Source organism: Pseudoalteromonas apostichopi (genome assembly GCF_030297135.1).
In the GTDB taxonomy this organism is placed as follows: domain Bacteria; phylum Pseudomonadota; class Gammaproteobacteria; order Enterobacterales; family Alteromonadaceae; genus Pseudoalteromonas; species Pseudoalteromonas apostichopi.
This window is the reverse complement of record NZ_AP028065.1, coordinates 272,873-289,989: the sequence shown is the minus strand read 5'-3', so window position 1 is coordinate 289,989 and position 17,117 is coordinate 272,873. Positions and strand designations below refer to the sequence as shown.

Sequence of the window (17,117 nt, the reverse complement as noted above, 5' to 3'; positions counted from 1 at the left end):
AGTAATGAGAAATTTATCTAAAGTAACTGCACTTGCGCTTCTTATGTCTCTATCAGGTGTAGCTTTCACTGCACCTGCTTTAGCAGCGCCAGATTACGCGAAGATTGAAGCGCGTAAAAAAGCAAAAACTAAAGTTATGGGCGAGCGCGTTGGTAAGAAAGTTATTAAAGCGTTTGACTTGTACAATGAAGATAAGCTTGATGAAGCGATTGCACTACTTAAAGAAATCGATCCTTCGGATGATTTCGATAAGGCAACAGTTGATCGTTACTTAGGTCAGATGTACGCTCAAAAAGAGCAGTACCAATTGGCTATTAAGCACATCTCAGCGGCAGTTAAGCCTGACGTTTTAAACTTTGCTGACCAAGAGCAAGGCCTAAAACTTCTAGGTGATATGTACGCGGGTACTGAGCAATATGCAAAAGCGAAAGAAGCTTATGCAGCTTGGATGGACTTCACAGGTGAGGAAGACGACAAAGTTTATACACGTATTGCGCAAGCAAACTACGAGTTAAAACTTTACAAAGACGTTCTTCCTGCTGCAGACAAAGCAATTGAATTGGCAAAAGAACCTGCAAAAGCTTCTTACCAATTAAAGCTAGCTGCCTATTTTGAACTTAAACAGTACAAAAACATGGTAGAAGTAGCTGAAGAGATTGTTCGTGTTTGGCCTGAAGACAAAAAAGCCTGGGTTGGTTTAGGTAAATACTACCTACAAACCGAAGACTTCAAAAAAGGTCTAGCGACCATGGAAGTTGCCTACAAAAATGGCTATTTTGAAAACGAAGTTGAATACAAAGTACTTTCTAACTTCTATTCGTTAAATGATATTCCTTACAAAGCAGCAGTCGTGCTTGAAAAGGCAATCAACGAAGAAAAAGTTAAGCGTAACAAGCAAAATATCAGCGCAGTGGCATCTAATTACCACCGTTCTAAAGATATTGAAAAAGCAGCTAAATACTATGAAGAAGCGGCTAAATTTGATGACGATGCAGAGCTTTACCGCAAAGCAGGTTCATTACTTTTACAATCGCAAAATTATAGTGCAGCCGTTGTTCGTTTGAACAAGGCATTAGAGTTAGGTTCTGATAAAAAAGGAACTATCTATTCTGATTTAGCTGAAGCTTACTACTACCAAGAGAAGTACAAGCAAGCTTACAACGCTATCACTAAGGCAATGGATGATCCGCGCACGCGTCGTTTCGCGAAGAGCTGGTCAGCCTTCATCAAAGATAAAGCCGCTCGTAACGGTGTAAAAATCTAATTGATGTTGTTTTAAATTAAAAAGCCCCTCTGGGGCTTTTTTTATGGAATTTTAAAATGCTAAGACAGATCGTATTATTACTTGTCGCAAGTGTGATGCTGATAGCTTGCTCTGAGCAATCTTCAGGTTTCAAGACTTTTAGGGAAGGGCAGCAAGCGCTGCAAAGAATTAATAATTTATTATCTAATCAAGAACTGCAAACTGAAGCTACTAGCTGGCCTTTCTCTGAAAGTTATTTGCAAGCACGTCACCAAGCTTATCAAAAGCTAAAAGCGACGCCTTTAGATGAGTCACAACAGGCGCAATTAAATTATTTAATTATTGCCGAGCGTTATCCTGAACGTTATTTTGTCTGGCCTGTACAACGTGATGTTATTAGTCAAGCTCGTTCACAGGATAACTATTCAGCAAATGCACTAGCTAATTGGTTAGAGTTAGTTGAAATGCAGTTAATTGCTGCTGAACAAAGCAACCTTAAATTAAATAAAATTGAGTTAACGTTATTGCATAACATGGTTAAATCGCATCTGGATAACAGCGATGACAGTGTCCAAGCAGCGCTTTATAAACTTAATCAATACTTAACTCAATATAAACCTCGTACAAAGCTTGGTTTAGTTGGTTTAGCGAACGGTAAAGACTGGTACCAAAGTAAACTTAATTACTTCAGTGGTGAGACTAAGTCTCCTTTAAACTGGCTTAGTGAGGTCCAAAGTTCACTTAAGCAGTTACAAAGAGCAGATTTTGTATTACCTGTATCAGATTCTCATGTTAGCCCATTAGTGATGACTTATTTTGTGGAAAATCATCAGCACAGTGGTCTTGATTGGCAGCTTGATTATATAGACCCGCTAAAAAGTAAACGTAAGCTAACGCAAGGCGAGCAATACTTCTGGCAAGTTATGATGGAAACCGACTTAGGTATTCATTATCACACTTGGAGTGAACAGCAAGCACGTGTCAATTTAATGAAGCGTTTAGGCGTAGATCAGCTGCAAGCGGATTGGTTAATTGAGGATATTATACTTTATCCTGCAATGAGTTTTATTTTTATAAATTAGTACAGCATTGCGCTCTATGGAGCGCAACGCCGACAACGTTGGCTTGCAGGATCTGCAAGTAAACGTTCGTCATCGATTTTTTCTTCGCAATCACAGCAATAGCCATACTGCCCGATATCAATTTGGCAAAGTGCTGCTTCCAACTTTTCTATCCGAGCAATCAATATTTGATATTCAGAGCCAAGGTTATTTGCTGTCAGCTCTAACCAATCCGAAGGAGGGTTATCTTTGAGTTGCGATAGTAGTTGCTGATGATAGCTTTGTTCAGAATTAGCCAGCATATCAAGTAAACGTTGTCTGACCTGCGCAAGTTCCGCAGATAACTTTGTTTGAATTTCAGTATTGTTCATCGCGTTTCTTCCAAGTGGGCAATACTAGTATTATCAAACAAAATCCGTTTGCTAATTATGATTTGTATCAATACTCGGCGCTTTGGCATACTTTCTTAGCACATCAGCTACTTCATCTTTGGCTTTTAAGCGACGTATCTCATCAAAAAGTACGCTTGCTTGTGGGTATTGGCGTTTTAAATAACCGAGCCATTGCTTAGTTCGAGAAGCAAAGTACTTTTCACATTTACTTTCGTCTTGGTGCATTGATGAATGAATAATGTGGTATATCACATGCTCCCATAACATAGGAGTATAATGTTCGTTTTGTGCATGTGACTTTATTTGTTTTGCTAAATCAGGCATTGCTAGTGCGCCACGACCAAGCATTAAGTCTTGGCAATGGCTTCTTTTTTGGCAAAGTATAGCATCTTTAACTTGCCAAATTTCACCGTTAGCAACTACTGAAATATTCTTGTTTTTGATTAATGGGGGGATTTTTTCCCAGTAAGCAGGAGGGTTATAACCATCTCGTTTAGTTCTGGCATGAATAGCAAGACTTGAAGCGCCTGCGCTTACAACAGCATCAACAATTTCTTGGCTATTACTATCATCATCAAAGCCAAGTCTGATTTTAGCACTCACCTCATGGCGTGGGTCGACAGCATCACGTACGGCTTTGATTATCTCGTACATATGCTCAGGGTCTTTTAAAAGTACCGCACCACCTTTACTTTTATTTACCGTTTTAGCAGGGCAACCAAAGTTTAAGTCGATTCCATGTGAGCCTAGGCGTATTGCTTTAACTGCATTTTCAGCTAAAGCATTGGCAACTTGACCCAGTAATTGAATACGTACAGGTGTACCTGCACGGGTATAGCCACCGGTTTTTAGCTCAGGACAATAGCGATGAAACACGCGCTCGGGTAGCGTGTCTTCGACGACACGAACAAACTCTGTAACGCATAAATCAAATCCACCTAAATCAGTTAGGAGTTGTCGCATTTTAAAATCTACAACACCTTCCATCGGTGCTAAAACTAGTCGCATGATACCTGTTTACTTATCAAAAATTAGGACGCGTATTCTAGCTGTTCTAGATTGTTTTATAAATCGTAATTTGCTTTCTGCGTACTTTCAGAAAATAATTAGAAAAAATTGAAAGATATTTGTAGTTCACAGGTCTTGTTTAATAACCCTTTATAAAAAAGAGAGTCATCGAATGAACACAGTTAAGAAAAATTCAATTGCATTAACATTAGGTGCGGTTGTAGTAGGTGCGTCAAGTTTTGCAGTAACTGATGCGAACGCGAATCCATTTGAATTTCAGCAAATGCAAGCAGGGTATCAGTTAGACGCGGCTGAAGGTAAGTGTGGAGAAGGCAAGTGTGGCGGCGATAAAAAAGCGGCTAAAGAAGGTAAGTGCGGCGAAGGTAAATGTGGCGCAGACAAAAAAGCGGCTAAAGAAGGTAAGTGCGGCGAAGGTAAATGCGGTGCAGCTAAAAAAGCAGCTAAAGAAGGTAAGTGCGGCGAAGGTAAATGTGGCGCAGACAAAAAAGCAGCAAAAGAAGGCAAGTGCGGCGAAGGTAAATGTGGCGCAGACAAAAAAGCAGCTAAAGAAGGTAAGTGCGGCGAAGGTAAATGCGGTGCAGCTAAAAAAGCAGCTAAAGAAGGTAAGTGCGGCGAAGGCAAGTGTGGCGCAGACAAAAAGAAAGCTAAAGAAGGTAAGTGTGGTGAAGGTAAATGTGGTTCTAACCACTAAGCGCTCACTTAGCTTTTGAAAGGGCCGTAAAGGCCCTTTTTAGTAGGAGGTAGTATGTTAAAAGAGTCAGTAGCTGATTTTGGGCAGATTGGGCTAGGTTTGCGCCGAGAAATGCTTGACGAAATGCTTATCGATGTTCCTAAACCCATTGAGTTTTTAGAAGTTGCACCAGAAAACTGGCTAAAGCTTGGGGGTCGATTTGGTAAGCAATTTAAGCAGCTAACCGAGCAACATGCCTTTGTATGTCACGGTTTGTCGTTATCGATTGGGTCACCTTCAGCACTTGATATTGAGTTTGTGCAATCGCTTAAAACTTTCTTCAAAGAGCATAATGTTCGTCTGTTTAGTGAGCACTTAAGTTACTGCTCGGGAGAAGGGCACATGTACGACTTAATGCCAATTCCGTTTACTGAAGATGCTATTAAGCATGTTGCCTCTCGAATTAGGCAAGTTCAAGATATTCTTGAGCAGCCAATTGCAATTGAAAATGTCTCTTATTATGGCGCGCCCGGTCAACAAATGACGGAACTTGAATTTACTAATGCGGTTTTAGAAGAGGCGGATTGTAAATTACTGCTCGATGTTAATAATATTTACGTCAATTCGATTAATCATGGTTATGATGCAGGGAAATTCTTAGCAGCATTACCAACTAATCGTATTGCCTATGGGCATGTTGCTGGTCATTACACTGAGGCTGAGGATTTACTCGTTGATACCCATGGTGCGCCAGTGATCGATCCCGTTTGGCAATTGCTCGAAAAAGCCTATGAAATCCATGGGGTATTTCCTACTTTATTAGAGCGTGATTTTAATATTCCTCCTATGAGTGAATTATTAACAGAGCTGAGAACCATTGGAGCGTTGCAAGAGGCTGCTGCTCATCGAAATCAAGCAACGGTGAAACACAGTGCCTAATCATTTTACGCAAGTACAACAAGAGTTTATGGCGCATATTCGCGACCCAGAAAATAATAAGAAGCCAGCCGATGTTGAAGAGCGTCGCATGGCGATTTACCGCGATTTATTTTTTAATAATGTGGATGGTTTTGTCAGCTCTGCGTATCCAGTGCTAAAAAGTTTATATACTGAGCAAGCTTGGCAGAGACTCATTAGGCATTTCTTTAGTATGCATGACTGTAAATCACCTTATTTTTTAGATATAGCAGGGGAGTTTTTGACTTTTCTTGCAAATGACTATGAAATGCAAAGTGATGATCCTGCTTTTATGTTCGAACTGGCGCATTATGAATGGGTTGAGCTTGATGTGTCGGTTGCTCAAAAGGTGGCACAAGAAGTGAAATTATCAGCTCATAAAGTGACAAGCTCCCCATTATATTTAAGTTCGTTTGCTCGCAATTTAAGTTATAGCTTCCCAGTTCATACTATCAGTGTGGATAATCAACCAAGTGAGCCGACAGCACAAGCAAGTTACTTCGTGGTTTATCGTGATAGTGATGATGAAGTACAGTTTTTATCAACAAATGCGATGACCGCATTACTGCTTAATATTATTGAATCTAAGCCTGGTGCAGATTTAAATGATGTATGCCAAGCAGTTGCAGAGCATGCTCCTCAATTTAGCCAAGAGCAGTTGTATCAAGGGGCCCTCAATACCTTAAGCGCTATGGCAGAGCGCGGTGTTGTGGTTACTAATACATAGGTTTAAAAATTGGCTAAAGCTCTTTATTGATGAGGGCTGTTCGACTATTATGTGCACCTTATTTTGTCGTGCTTAAATAAAGGTAGTAACTATGTCGAATGATAAAGACTTTAAAGATCCGTTCAATGCAACTTATTTCATTGCGTTTTTAGCTGTATTCGGTGGCATTGGCTGCCTTAACGCTATTCTTGGTTGGATCACTTCTTTATCTTAATCTGCGCAAGCAAATTTAAGACACTAGGCTGCACCATGCAGCCTTTTTTGTTGTAGTTAAGTGATTAATTTCGAAACTTGCTACCGACTTTCCACTAAGGTGATGTTATACTCTCGAGCTTTGTTAGATAAACTTTTTGAGCAGTATAATTATGACTCAAGCAACTTCAAAGCTCATCAAACAGAGCATTGCAACGATCGCTGATTACCCTAAGCCGGGCATTATGTTCCGCGACGTAACAACATTAATGGCTAATGCTGACGCATTTAAAGCAACTATCGACAGCTTTATTGCAGCATATAAAGACCAAGGTTTTACTAAAATCATCGGTACTGAATCTCGTGGTTTCATCTTCGGTGCACCACTTTCTTATGCACTAGGTATTCCATTCATTCCAGTTCGTAAACCAGGCAAACTTCCTCGCGAAGTGATTTCACAAAGCTACCAATTAGAGTATGGTGAAGATATTCTTGAGCTTCATACAGACGCAATTGTACCTGGTGATAAAGTGTTACTAGTAGATGACTTACTTGCTACAGGTGGCACAATCGAAGCAACTGCAAAATTAGTTGCTAAACTAGGCGGTAACGCAACTGATGCGGCATTTGTTGTTTCTTTACCAGAGCTTGGTGGTGAGCAACGTGTTGCTGATATGGGCATCAAAATCTTAAAGTTGGTTGAATTCGAAGGCGAATAATTAATGAGTTATCAGGTTCTAGCAAGGAAATGGCGACCACAAACCTTTCACGAGTTAGTGGGGCAGTCTCATGTTAAACAAGCATTAGTGAATGCATTAACACAAAATAGACTCCATCATGCTTATCTCTTTACTGGAACCCGTGGGGTGGGTAAAACAACCATCGCACGTATATTCGCAAAAAGCCTCAACTGCGATAAGGGTATCTCTGCAGAGCCATGTGGCCAATGTTCAAGTTGTACTGACATTGAAGCAGGTCGTTATATTGATTTATTAGAAATCGATGCGGCATCGCGTACCAAAGTAGAAGATACCCGCGAAATCCTTGATAACGTTCAGTACGCACCAACACGTGGTCGTTACAAGGTATACCTAATCGATGAAGTTCACATGCTGTCAAAGCATAGTTTCAATGCATTACTAAAAACATTGGAAGAGCCTCCAGAGCATGTGAAATTTTTATTAGCGACAACTGATCCGCAAAAACTGCCCGTGACGATTTTATCGCGTTGCCTACAGTTTAATCTTAATGCTTTGTCGCAATCAGAAATTCATGATCAGCTTGCCCATGTTCTTAATCAAGAACAGCTAAATTTTGATGATAAATCATTGTCTATTTTAGCTAAGGCCGCTGATGGTAGTATGCGTGATGCACTGAGCCTTACAGACCAAGCAATTGCGCAAACCAACGGCAGTATAAATCATCAGGCAGTACAAACCATGCTTGGCTTGATGGATACTCAATATAGCCAAACCATGTTAGCGGCGCTAATGTGCCAAGATGGCGATGCACTACTTCAAGAAGTAAAAGCGGTCGTAAGTCGAAACCCTAACTTTGTAGCCTTGCTCGACGATTTAATCGCCCTGACGCACCTTATTCAGCTTGTGCAACTCGTGCCTAGTGCAGCGGCACTTGATGATACTAACCGTGATTTTATTGAGCAAGTAGCGCAAACCACTGATGCACAGCAGATGCAGGTTTACTACCAATTGCTATTAAATGGTAAAAAAGATTTGCAGTGGGCACCCGATGCTAAACTAGGTTTTGAAATGATTATGTTGCGTTTGTTGGCATTCCAACCTACGCAATTTGCACAAAGCCAAACACCAACGAATACCCAGCAGCAGGTTAAGCCAAGTGGTGCCGGTGCACTGCGTGATATTTTGAAAAAATCAACGGCGCAACGTGAACAAGCAGCGTCAGAGCAAGCACTTTTAGCACAAAGCTCTGCACAGACAACTGCTGTTCCTTCAGAGCCTCAGCAAATTCAAGCTGAGCCTATTGAAGCTGAACCTGTTCAAGCAGCTAAAGCAGAAACAGTGCATAGCCAAGAGCCTGACCAGCAAGTTGAAGCAACAGCGGTAGTACAGTCTGGTGTTGAACAACAGCCTCAGCAATCTCTTGAAACTGCAATGACCGCTGAAGTTGAACCAGCGCCACAACAGCAAGAGCAAAGCTACTCAGAGCAAGTACCTGCAGCTGAATACTCTCCACAGGAGTATTCTTCGCAAGATTACATGATTGATCATGATGCACAAATGGACTCATCACTTGCTGCGCAATACGATGATGTGATGAATAGCGCCTATGATCAGGGCTTTACTGCAAATGAAGCACCTCAGCAACAGCAAACTGCACCAGTGCAATTACAACAGCAGCAAAGTCAGGCGCAGTCGGCCATTGCTCGTATTTTACAAGACCGCAATATCTCAGGTGCTGGGCGTTTAAGTGGTGCTGCAACGCAAACGAATGCTAAAGCAGAACAACAACCTGAAGCGAAGCCCAAAGCAGAGCCGCCAGCGCAACAAAGCACAGCCACGACCAATATTCAGCCTCAGCAGCAAGCAATGGCTGCTGAAGTAAAAAAGCCCATCCCCCAGCAAACGGGGGAGAGCAGTAATAAAGTAAAAAAAGTCGACTTTAGAGAAAAGCATCAAACAATTACTGAAAACTTAGCGCCTGAGCTGCTTGAGCAGATCAACCCGCAAAAAGTGCCAGAGCCAGTAGTAGAAGAAGCCAGTATTCCGGTCCCTGATGATTTTGAAAGTCCGATCAGCAGTATTAAATTTGCACACGAACAAGATGAATGGGCGTATTTAATAAAGCGCATGGGGCTCGGCGGACGGATGCGCCAATTTGCACTGCATTCAATTTTTACCAAGCAGAATAACCAACTGCACATTAAGGTTGACTCGTCACAGCGCCATTTAGACAGCGCAGTACTAAGGCAAAAGCTCAATGCTGCATTAAGTGAAATTTACGGCCATAATGTAGAGCTTAGTATCGAGTTTGCTGATGGCGTAATTGACTCACCGTATTTGATTCAGCAAAAAATCGATGCAGGACGTCATCAACAGGCTATTGATGTAATAAATAGCGACGAAAACATAGTGCAATTTCAACAGTTATTTAGCGCTATAATCGATGAAAACAGTATTCAGGCATTGTAATTCGTTACAATAGCCCTTATCTTCATGCCAATTAAAGTAGTTTAGAAAGAGAGACAGTTATGTTTAAAGGTGGAATGGGTAACATGATGAAGCAAGCGCAGCAAATGCAAGAGCGCATGCAAAAAGCCCAAGAAGAAATCGCAAACCTTGAAGTAGTAGGTGAAGCAGGTGCAGGCCTAGTTAAAGTAACTATGCTTGGTAACCACAATGTACGTCGTGTTGAATTAGATGAAAGCCTAATGGAAGACGACAAAGACATGATCGAAGATTTACTAGCGGCAGCGTGTAACGATGCTGTACGTCGTGTTGCTGAAGAAACGCAAGAGCGCATGAGTAAAGTAACTGGCGGTATGCAATTACCACCAGGTATGAAAATGCCATTCTAAGTGATTTTGTATGCAACTATCTCCTAGTTTAACACAGCTAATTGAAGCGCTACGATGCCAGCCAGGCATAGGCCCTAAGTCGGCACAGCGCATTGCTTTTCATTTGCTTGAGCGTGACCGTCAAGGTGGTAAACAACTTGGCCATGCATTAACTAAAGCAATGGATGAAGTAGGGCATTGTCAATCTTGTCGTACTTTTACAGAGCAAGCTGTGTGTGATATTTGTTCTAGTGTTAAACGCCAAGATAGTGGTTTATTGTGTGTGGTTGAATCACCAACCGATGTACTTGCTATTGAGCAAACTGGTCAGTACCAAGGCCTTTACTTTGTTTTAATGGGTCATTTGTCGCCAATTGATGGCATAGGACCAAAAGAAATTGGCCTTGATATTCTTGAAAGCAAGTTGCAACAAGGTGGCATTAATGAGGTGATCCTAGCAACCAATCCAAGTGTTGAAGGTGAAACCACAGCCCACTATATTGCAGAGCTTTGTCATAAGTATCAGGTGAGTGCATCTCGGATAGCTCATGGTGTCCCTGTTGGTGGTGAGCTCGATTTACTCGATGGTATGACGCTTATGCACGCATTTAGCGGACGACGCGCCGTAAACCAAAACTAATACCGAAAATGGTATCAAAAGCCTGCTTTAAGCAGGCTTTTTTGTGTTTAACCCCTAATTTACCCGCGAATTTAATTTTTTGCCTTGAAGTTCCAAAAGCCTACCCCATATAAAGAGTCATAGTGCAGATTAGACACTTTGTTAATTGGAGATTTACACAATGACTGCAGCACAAAAAGAAACATTAGGCTTTCAAACAGAAGTCAAACAACTATTAAACCTGATGATTCATTCTCTTTACTCTAATAAAGAGATTTTCCTACGTGAGCTTGTATCAAACGCCTCAGATGCGGCAGATAAATTACGTTTCCTTGCGCTTTCTAATGGCGATTTATATGAAAATGATGCGGAACTAAAAGTACGTATCAGTGCCGATAAAGAAGCAAACACGGTCACCATTACTGATAACGGTATTGGTATGAGCCGTGAAGATGTGATTAATTCACTAGGTACCATTGCAAAATCTGGCACTGCAGAGTTTTTCCAAAACCTAACAGGCGACCAAAGCAAAGATTCACAATTGATTGGTCAATTTGGTGTTGGTTTTTACTCAGCATTTATCGTTGCTGATAAAGTAACAGTGCGTACTCGTAAAGCAGGTGAAAGCCAAGGTATTGAATGGCAATCTGCAGGTGAAGGTGAGTACACATTACAAGAGATTGATAAACCATCACGCGGTACCGAAATTATTCTTCACCTTCGTGAAGACGAAACAGAGTTTGCTGATGAGTTCCGTTTACGTAGTATCGTAACTAAATACTCTGATCATATTTCGATTCCTGTTGAAATGTATAAAGCAGAAGTACCTGAATCTGAAGGTCCTGATGGCGAGAAGATTCCAGCACAGCCAGGCGAGTGGGAAGGTATTAACCGCGCGACAGCACTATGGACTCGTGATAAGTCAGAAGTAACAGACGAAGAGTACAAAGAGTTTTATAAGCATATCGGTCATGATTGGGAAGAGCCACTAAGCTGGGCACATAACAAGGTTGAAGGTAAAACAGAATACACTAGCCTGTTATACATCCCGAAAAAAGCACCTTTCGATTTATGGAACCGTGAGCGTCAATCAGGTTTAAAACTGTATGTGCAACGCGTTTTCATTATGGATGACGCAGAGCAGTTCATGCCAAGCTACCTCCGTTTTGTGAAAGGTTTACTTGATTCAAACGACTTACCACTTAACGTGTCGCGTGAAATCTTGCAAGACAACAAAGTAACACAGGCAATCCGTAAAGGTTGTACATCGCGCGTACTTAAAATGCTCGAGCGCATGGCGAAAAACCGCGAAGAAGATTATCAATCTTTCTGGAACGAATTTGGTCAGGTGTTAAAAGAAGGCCCAGCGGAAGATATGGCAAATAAAGAAGCCATTGCTAAGCTACTGCGTTTCGCTTCTACACATACTGACGAAAGCACACAAAATGTATCGCTTGAACAATACATTGAGCGTATGAAGCCAGAGCAAGATAAGATTTACTATGTCGTTGCTGATTCATTCGCTGCAGCGAAAAACTCACCACACTTAGAGATCTTCCGTAAGAAGGGCATCGAAGTATTGTTACTAAGTGACCGTGTTGATGAGTGGATGATGAGCTACTTAACAGAGTTCAACGAAAAGTCATTCCAGTCAATTACCCGTGGTGACTTAGATTTAGGCAACATGGATGACGAAGAAACGAAAAAAGCGCAAGAAGAGTCAGAAAAAGAAGTTGCTGGCCTAGTTGAGCGTATTAAAACAGCACTAGGTGATAACGTTAAAGACGTACGCTTTACGCATCGTCTAACGGACTCTCCTGCATGTGTTGTTGCTGATGAGCATGATATGAGCTCACAAATGCAAAAGTTAATGGAATCAGTTGGTCAAACTGTGCCTGAGCAAAAGCCAATTTTTGAGCTTAACCCAGAGCATCAGCTTGTTAAACACTTAAATGTTGAACAAGATGAAGACAAGTTTGCCCAGTGGTCACAAGTACTTCTAGATCAAGCTTTACTCGCTGAGCGCGGAACTTTAAAAGACCCTGCAGGCTTTGTAACTCGTTTGAATAAACTTATGCTAGATTTAAGCAAATAAGCGTTTTAGCATAATGAGTTGGAAAAGGGAGCAAGGCTCCCTTTTTTATTGCCGCTAATATAGGCAATTGGTATAAGTTACTTGAGGTATAGCCTTAGTTGTGGAAGAATTCAGGCTCTAAAAACAAAACTCCACTGATCGACCATTTTTAAGATTAGTATCACACAGAGGACAATGATATGCGCATTATTCTTTTGGGCGCGCCGGGTGCAGGTAAAGGTACTCAAGCTCAGTTTTTGATGGACAAATACGGTATTCCACAAATTTCTACGGGCGATATGCTGCGTGCAGCAATCAAAGAAGGTACACCACTTGGTCTTGAAGCTAAAAAAGTAATGGATGCAGGTCAATTAGTATCTGACGAAATTATTATCGGTCTAGTTAAAGAGCGCATCGCTAAGCCAGATTGCGAAAAAGGTTTCTTACTAGATGGTTTCCCTCGTACTATTCCTCAAGCAGATGCAATGAAAGAGAATGGCGTGGTAGTTGATCACGTTATCGAATTTGACGTTGCTGACGAAATCATCGTTGAGCGTATGGGCGGCCGTCGCGTACACCCTGGTTCTGGTCGTGTTTATCACGTTGTTTATAATCCACCTAAAGTTGATGGCAAAGATGACATCACAGGTGAAGATCTAATCATTCGTGATGACGACACTGAAGAAACAGTACGTAAGCGTTTAGGTATTTACCACGACCAAACTAAACCATTAGTTGATTACTACCAAGCTGAAGCAAAAGCAGGCAACACTCAGTACCACAAATTAGACGGTACTCAAGCTGTTGAAGCTGTTAGCCAACAACTTGGTGAGCTACTAGGTTAATTTACCTTTTAGAATCACAAATAAAAAACCGCCTCTGGGCGGTTTTTTTGTGTCTGTCTCACTGCAAGTAAAATTGCGCTTTACAGTTTCTTTAATGCCGCAATGGCACCGTCGTAATCAGGCTCTTTTGATAAATTATCAACTAGCTGCTTATAAACGATGTTATGTTCTTTATCTAACACAAACACCGCACGGGTTAATAAGCCCATATCTTTGATAATCAAACCGTAGTTCTTACCAAAGTCACGCCACACTGAGTCAGACAAAGTCACCACTTTGTCGATATTTTCGGCTTTACAAAAACGCTTTTGTGCAAACGGTAAATCTGCGCTTAAGGTAAGCATAGCAACACTTGGGTACTCAGTAGCTACTTTTTCATTAAAGTGTTTGGTTTGAATACTACACACACCCGTATCTAAACTTGGCACTACGCTTAAAAGCACTGCTTGACCTTGGTAGTTATCTAGTGTGACAGGTGTAAAGCTGCCATCTACTACTTTAAAATTAGGCGCTTTTTGACCAACTTCAACACCTTGACCTAGTAAAGTGACCGGCTTAGATTGGGCAGAAACCTTACCTGCATCTAAACTATTTTCTGATAAATCACCAGCATAACTAAACGTGCATACAGCACCTAGTGCAAATATTAGCGGACGTAACATAATAAGATTCCTTCAAATTAACGCATTTAACATCAGTGTATTATACTCATAGAGTGGCTCAAAGGATTAGTACAATTTAAAATTGTAAATAACCAATAGTTTGATTAACATGTGTTCGTGAACCGATTTTTTATATAGAAAAATAATAATAAAGTTACTGGCACTAGTTAGTATCTAGTTAAAAGTGCGTATTTAGAGAGAAGGTATGTCAACATCGGTATTAGTTTGTGATGATTCAAAGTTAGCACGTCGACAATTAGCGCGCTCTTTACCCGATGATTGGGATATTAAAGTTGAGTTCGCTGAAAATGGTGTGCACTGTATTGAGCAGATTAAAAAAATTCAGCCAGAAATTCTATTTCTCGATTTAAACATGCCTGAAATGGATGGCTATGAAGTGCTTCAAGCCATTCAAGAACAGGACCTTCATGTTCTCACCGTGGTTGTGTCTGGTGATATTCAACCTAATGCGCATCAACGAGTGCTAGAGTTAGGTGCCATCGACTTTATTCAAAAACCTTGCTCTGCGGAAAAGCTCGCTAATATCATCGAACACCATGGTATTAAAGATAAAGCCATGCGTGAGCGCCTTGCTAATAAGCTAGGTGAGCAAGTTGACCCTGATGTGCGTGATATCTATCAAGAGCTCACTAACGTCGCTATGGGGCAAGCAGGGGACTTATTAGCGCGTCTTCTTAATGTATTCGTAAAGCTGCCTATCCCTAATGTAAATGTATTAGAAGTAAATGAGCTTGATATGGCTCTGCGCTCTATTGATGCTAATGCAACTACATCGGGTGTATGCCAAGGTTTTATCGGCGGTGGAGTATCTGGCGAAGCATTACTACTTTTAAACGATTCAAGTTTTAAAGAAATCGCGTCATTGATGAATTACGAAGGTGAGCTAAACGATAATGTCGAGCTTGAGCTGTTAATGGATGTGAGCAACATTCTGATCGGTGCGATTTTATCAGGGCTTTCTAAACAGCTAGATATGCGTTTTAGCCAAGGTCATCCTGTGGTGCTAGGGCAGCATTGTGATGTCACCGATTTAGTAAAAGCCAATAAATCTCGCTGGCAACGAACACTGGCGATTGAGATCAGCTATGGCATCGAAAATCACAATATTAATTGTGATTTGATGTTGCTGTTCACTGAGGACTCACTTAAAACCCTTAAGTACAAAGTAGCTTATTTATTAGAAGACTAAACTATGCCTGCAGCCGATTTTAATATGAATGAACTCCATTGGTTAATGGATATGTTTAATACCGTTGATGTAGGCCTAGTAGTGCTCGATAGAGACTACAAAGTATGCATCTGGAATGGTTTTATGGAAAACCATTCAGGCTTGCTACCAAGCGCGGTGAAAGATAAAGATCTGTTTGATTTATTTCCATCAATTGATGAAAAGTGGTTTCGCAGTAAATCAGAGTCTGTGTTCATACTAAATAATCGTTCATTTACTATTTGGGAGCAGCAGCCATATATTTTCCGTTTCAAAAACTACCGCCCAATTACCGGTAAAGCGGATCATATGTATCAAAATGCTACCTTTATTCCGCTGACAACGACCACAGGTGAAGTGTCGCATATCTGTATCATTATTTATGATGTAACGGATGAAGCTGTAAACAAAAAAGAGCTAGAAGAAGCCAACAGTAAGCTTGAACAAATGAGTCGAACAGATGCGCTGACTAAACTGACCAACCGTGGTTATTGGGAAGAAAAATTACGTAAAGAGTATATGCGTATTGTTCGCAGTGGCGGGTGTAGCAGTTTGTTGATGTTTGATATTGATCATTTTAAAAAGGTTAATGATGAGCATGGTCATCGCGGAGGTGATGAGGCGTTGCGTCATATTGCTGACCTTCTGCGTAAGACTTTGCGTGAAACCGATTTAGCTGGCCGCTATGGTGGTGAAGAGTTTGCGGTAACCTTGCTAGATACTGATCATGAAGGTGCGCATATTTTTGCTGAGCGATTAAGAACACTGATTGAGAACTCATCAATATACTTTGATGGCAAACAAATTCAACTGACGGTCAGTATTGGTTTTGCCTGCTTTGACGAAAAGTTTGATCGCTACGAAAAGTGGGTTGAAGCGGCAGATAAAGCCTTGTATCACTCTAAAGAAAATGGCCGTAACATGGTTACTGCTTATACAGATTTATAAAAAGGGGCAAAAGCCCCTTTTTTATACTAATTTTCTTAAGATTTTGCCGATTAAATGCCAAGTGGCGGTAAAACGAGAATATCTGTTTTAAGTAGCTTCATGACCTTTTCAGCAGTATTACCAATTAAATGACCTTTAATACCTGTATTACCAACCGAGCCCATAATCACTAAATCAGCATTTAATTTTGCTGCAACGCTTGGAATCACTTGTTCAACCACACCAGCTTTGATTTTTAGTTTTTCTTTTAAGTCGTGCGCTTCAATTAAGGTACGCTGCGCGACGGGGAGTTTTTCAAAAGCATTTGTCACTTGTTCATCTGAAAATACAATGCCTAAATCACGTAAAAATGGTGACACGTGCACGGTATAACACGCATAAAATTCGCTGTCGTAGTCTTTAGCATAGGCCAAACCTGCTTTAATAATTGCCTCGTTTAAACAGTATTTAGTGGCTTTTTCGCTGCCTAAATCAAGAGCCGCGAGTACATTGGTATTGTTACGCCATTTGTTATCGGCGGCTAGGTAAAGGGGGAGTGGGCTGAAACGGATAAGCTGCCAATCTAGTTCGCTAAATTGCGTTTCTTCGTCAATGTGACGGGTTTTAATCACCATATCATAGTTTGACGTATCAAGCTCATTTGCAAGCCACTGTACTGGGCTTTCATGCCACAGGTTTTGCAATGTATAACTGCCGTCATCTAGATGCTCACTGATCAGAGGGCTAAGCGCTGCACGGACTTTAGCGAGTTCTTTGTCTTGTATCGCAAGCGCTTCATCTGGTGGAATAGAGAATAAAATGTTATTGGTATCTTCATAACTAAAAGCAACAAGATCAATATGCTTAACGCCTTTGGCTTTTTGCTTTGCATGTAAAATAGACGTTTTAGCATCGGCTATTGAGTCGATGATCACCAGTATTTTTTTATTCATTTT

General features: G+C 41.0%; 18 protein-coding genes. 14 read left to right on the top strand and 4 right to left on the bottom strand.

All coding sequences use genetic code 11. The features are described from left to right. Window positions 1-4: 4 nt before the first annotated feature. Complete coding sequence (locus QUE86_RS01200; RefSeq protein ID WP_130051253.1) at window positions 5-1,264, top strand: tetratricopeptide repeat protein; 1,260 nt, start codon at window positions 5-7, stop codon at window positions 1,262-1,264. Between the two features lie 56 nt (window positions 1,265-1,320). Beyond that, window positions 1,321-2,325 (top strand): hypothetical protein, encoded by a 1,005-nt coding sequence (locus QUE86_RS01195; protein WP_286258709.1) that lies wholly within the window; start codon window positions 1,321-1,323, stop codon window positions 2,323-2,325. 14 nt (window positions 2,326-2,339) lie between these two features. Here the strand turns inward: QUE86_RS01195 and QUE86_RS01190 are convergent, their stop codons facing one another. Both QUE86_RS01190 and QUE86_RS01185 read right to left on the bottom strand, forming a co-directional pair. Continuing rightward, the gene (locus QUE86_RS01190) at window positions 2,340-2,675 is read right to left on the bottom strand and encodes a TraR/DksA family transcriptional regulator (protein WP_130051255.1); all 336 of its coding nucleotides are present in this window, start codon (window positions 2,673-2,675) and stop codon (window positions 2,340-2,342) included. 51 nt (window positions 2,676-2,726) lie between these two features. Then, the gene (locus QUE86_RS01185) at window positions 2,727-3,704 is read right to left on the bottom strand and encodes a tRNA-dihydrouridine synthase (protein WP_130051256.1); all 978 of its coding nucleotides are present in this window, start codon (window positions 3,702-3,704) and stop codon (window positions 2,727-2,729) included. 172 nt (window positions 3,705-3,876) lie between these two features. On the opposite strand from QUE86_RS01185, the gene QUE86_RS01180 reads away from it, so the two are divergent. The 10 genes from QUE86_RS01180 to adk all read left to right on the top strand — a co-directional run bounded on the left by QUE86_RS01180 (window position 3,877) and on the right by adk (window position 13,344). Next, window positions 3,877-4,416 (top strand): HvfA family oxazolone/thioamide-modified RiPP metallophore, encoded by a 540-nt coding sequence (locus QUE86_RS01180; protein ID WP_250661004.1) that lies wholly within the window; start codon window positions 3,877-3,879, stop codon window positions 4,414-4,416. A 54-nt stretch (window positions 4,417-4,470) separates the two neighbouring features. Then, on the top strand, window positions 4,471-5,334 hold the full coding sequence (locus tag QUE86_RS01175) for an HvfB family MNIO-type RiPP peptide maturase (protein WP_167657784.1): 864 nt from the start codon (window positions 4,471-4,473) through the stop codon (window positions 5,332-5,334). A 28-nt stretch (window positions 5,335-5,362) separates the two neighbouring features. Continuing rightward, window positions 5,363-6,079 (top strand): HvfC family RiPP maturation protein, encoded by a 717-nt coding sequence (locus tag QUE86_RS01170; protein WP_286260315.1) that lies wholly within the window; start codon window positions 5,363-5,365, stop codon window positions 6,077-6,079. A gap of 91 nt (window positions 6,080-6,170) precedes the next feature. After that, window positions 6,171-6,293: a hypothetical protein gene (locus tag QUE86_RS01165; protein WP_254907726.1), complete on the top strand. Its 123-nt coding sequence runs from the start codon at window positions 6,171-6,173 to the stop codon at window positions 6,291-6,293. 151 nt (window positions 6,294-6,444) lie between these two features. Then, window positions 6,445-6,990 carry an adenine phosphoribosyltransferase gene (gene apt, locus QUE86_RS01160; RefSeq protein ID WP_286258708.1) on the top strand — a complete coding sequence of 182 codons (546 nt, stop codon included), beginning with the start codon at window positions 6,445-6,447 and terminating at the stop codon, window positions 6,988-6,990. Window positions 6,991-6,993: 3 nt separating this feature from the next. Continuing rightward, a complete protein-coding gene (dnaX, locus tag QUE86_RS01155; protein ID WP_286258707.1) occupies window positions 6,994-9,441 on the top strand; it encodes a DNA polymerase III subunit gamma/tau in 2,448 nt (815 codons plus the stop codon). Window positions 9,442-9,500: 59 nt separating this feature from the next. Beyond that, window positions 9,501-9,827, top strand: coding sequence for a YbaB/EbfC family nucleoid-associated protein (locus tag QUE86_RS01150; RefSeq protein ID WP_036967566.1), 327 nt, complete (start codon window positions 9,501-9,503; stop codon window positions 9,825-9,827). Between the two features lie 10 nt (window positions 9,828-9,837). Beyond that, window positions 9,838-10,446, top strand: a complete 609-nt coding sequence (gene recR, locus QUE86_RS01145) for a recombination mediator RecR (protein WP_063705901.1) — start codon at window positions 9,838-9,840, stop codon at window positions 10,444-10,446. Between the two features lie 160 nt (window positions 10,447-10,606). Beyond that, the gene (htpG, locus tag QUE86_RS01140) at window positions 10,607-12,520 is read left to right on the top strand and encodes a molecular chaperone HtpG (RefSeq protein WP_167657787.1); all 1,914 of its coding nucleotides are present in this window, start codon (window positions 10,607-10,609) and stop codon (window positions 12,518-12,520) included. 179 nt (window positions 12,521-12,699) lie between these two features. Further along, the gene (gene adk, locus QUE86_RS01135) at window positions 12,700-13,344 is read left to right on the top strand and encodes an adenylate kinase (protein ID WP_036967590.1); all 645 of its coding nucleotides are present in this window, start codon (window positions 12,700-12,702) and stop codon (window positions 13,342-13,344) included. Window positions 13,345-13,424: 80 nt separating this feature from the next. Here adk and tpx read toward each other — a convergent pair whose 3' ends face one another. Continuing rightward, complete coding sequence (gene tpx, locus QUE86_RS01130) at window positions 13,425-14,006, bottom strand: thiol peroxidase (protein ID WP_130051262.1); 582 nt, start codon at window positions 14,004-14,006, stop codon at window positions 13,425-13,427. Between the two features lie 205 nt (window positions 14,007-14,211). On the opposite strand from tpx, the gene QUE86_RS01125 reads away from it, so the two are divergent. Beyond that, a complete protein-coding gene (locus tag QUE86_RS01125; protein ID WP_130051263.1) occupies window positions 14,212-15,216 on the top strand; it encodes a response regulator in 1,005 nt (334 codons plus the stop codon). A 3-nt stretch (window positions 15,217-15,219) separates the two neighbouring features. Further along, window positions 15,220-16,182 carry a sensor domain-containing diguanylate cyclase gene (locus QUE86_RS01120; protein ID WP_130051264.1) on the top strand — a complete coding sequence of 321 codons (963 nt, stop codon included), beginning with the start codon at window positions 15,220-15,222 and terminating at the stop codon, window positions 16,180-16,182. A gap of 50 nt (window positions 16,183-16,232) precedes the next feature. Here the strand turns inward: QUE86_RS01120 and QUE86_RS01115 are convergent, their stop codons facing one another. Next, on the bottom strand, window positions 16,233-17,114 hold the full coding sequence (locus tag QUE86_RS01115) for a universal stress protein (protein ID WP_178927128.1): 882 nt from the start codon (window positions 17,112-17,114) through the stop codon (window positions 16,233-16,235). Window positions 17,115-17,117 lie beyond the last annotated feature (3 nt).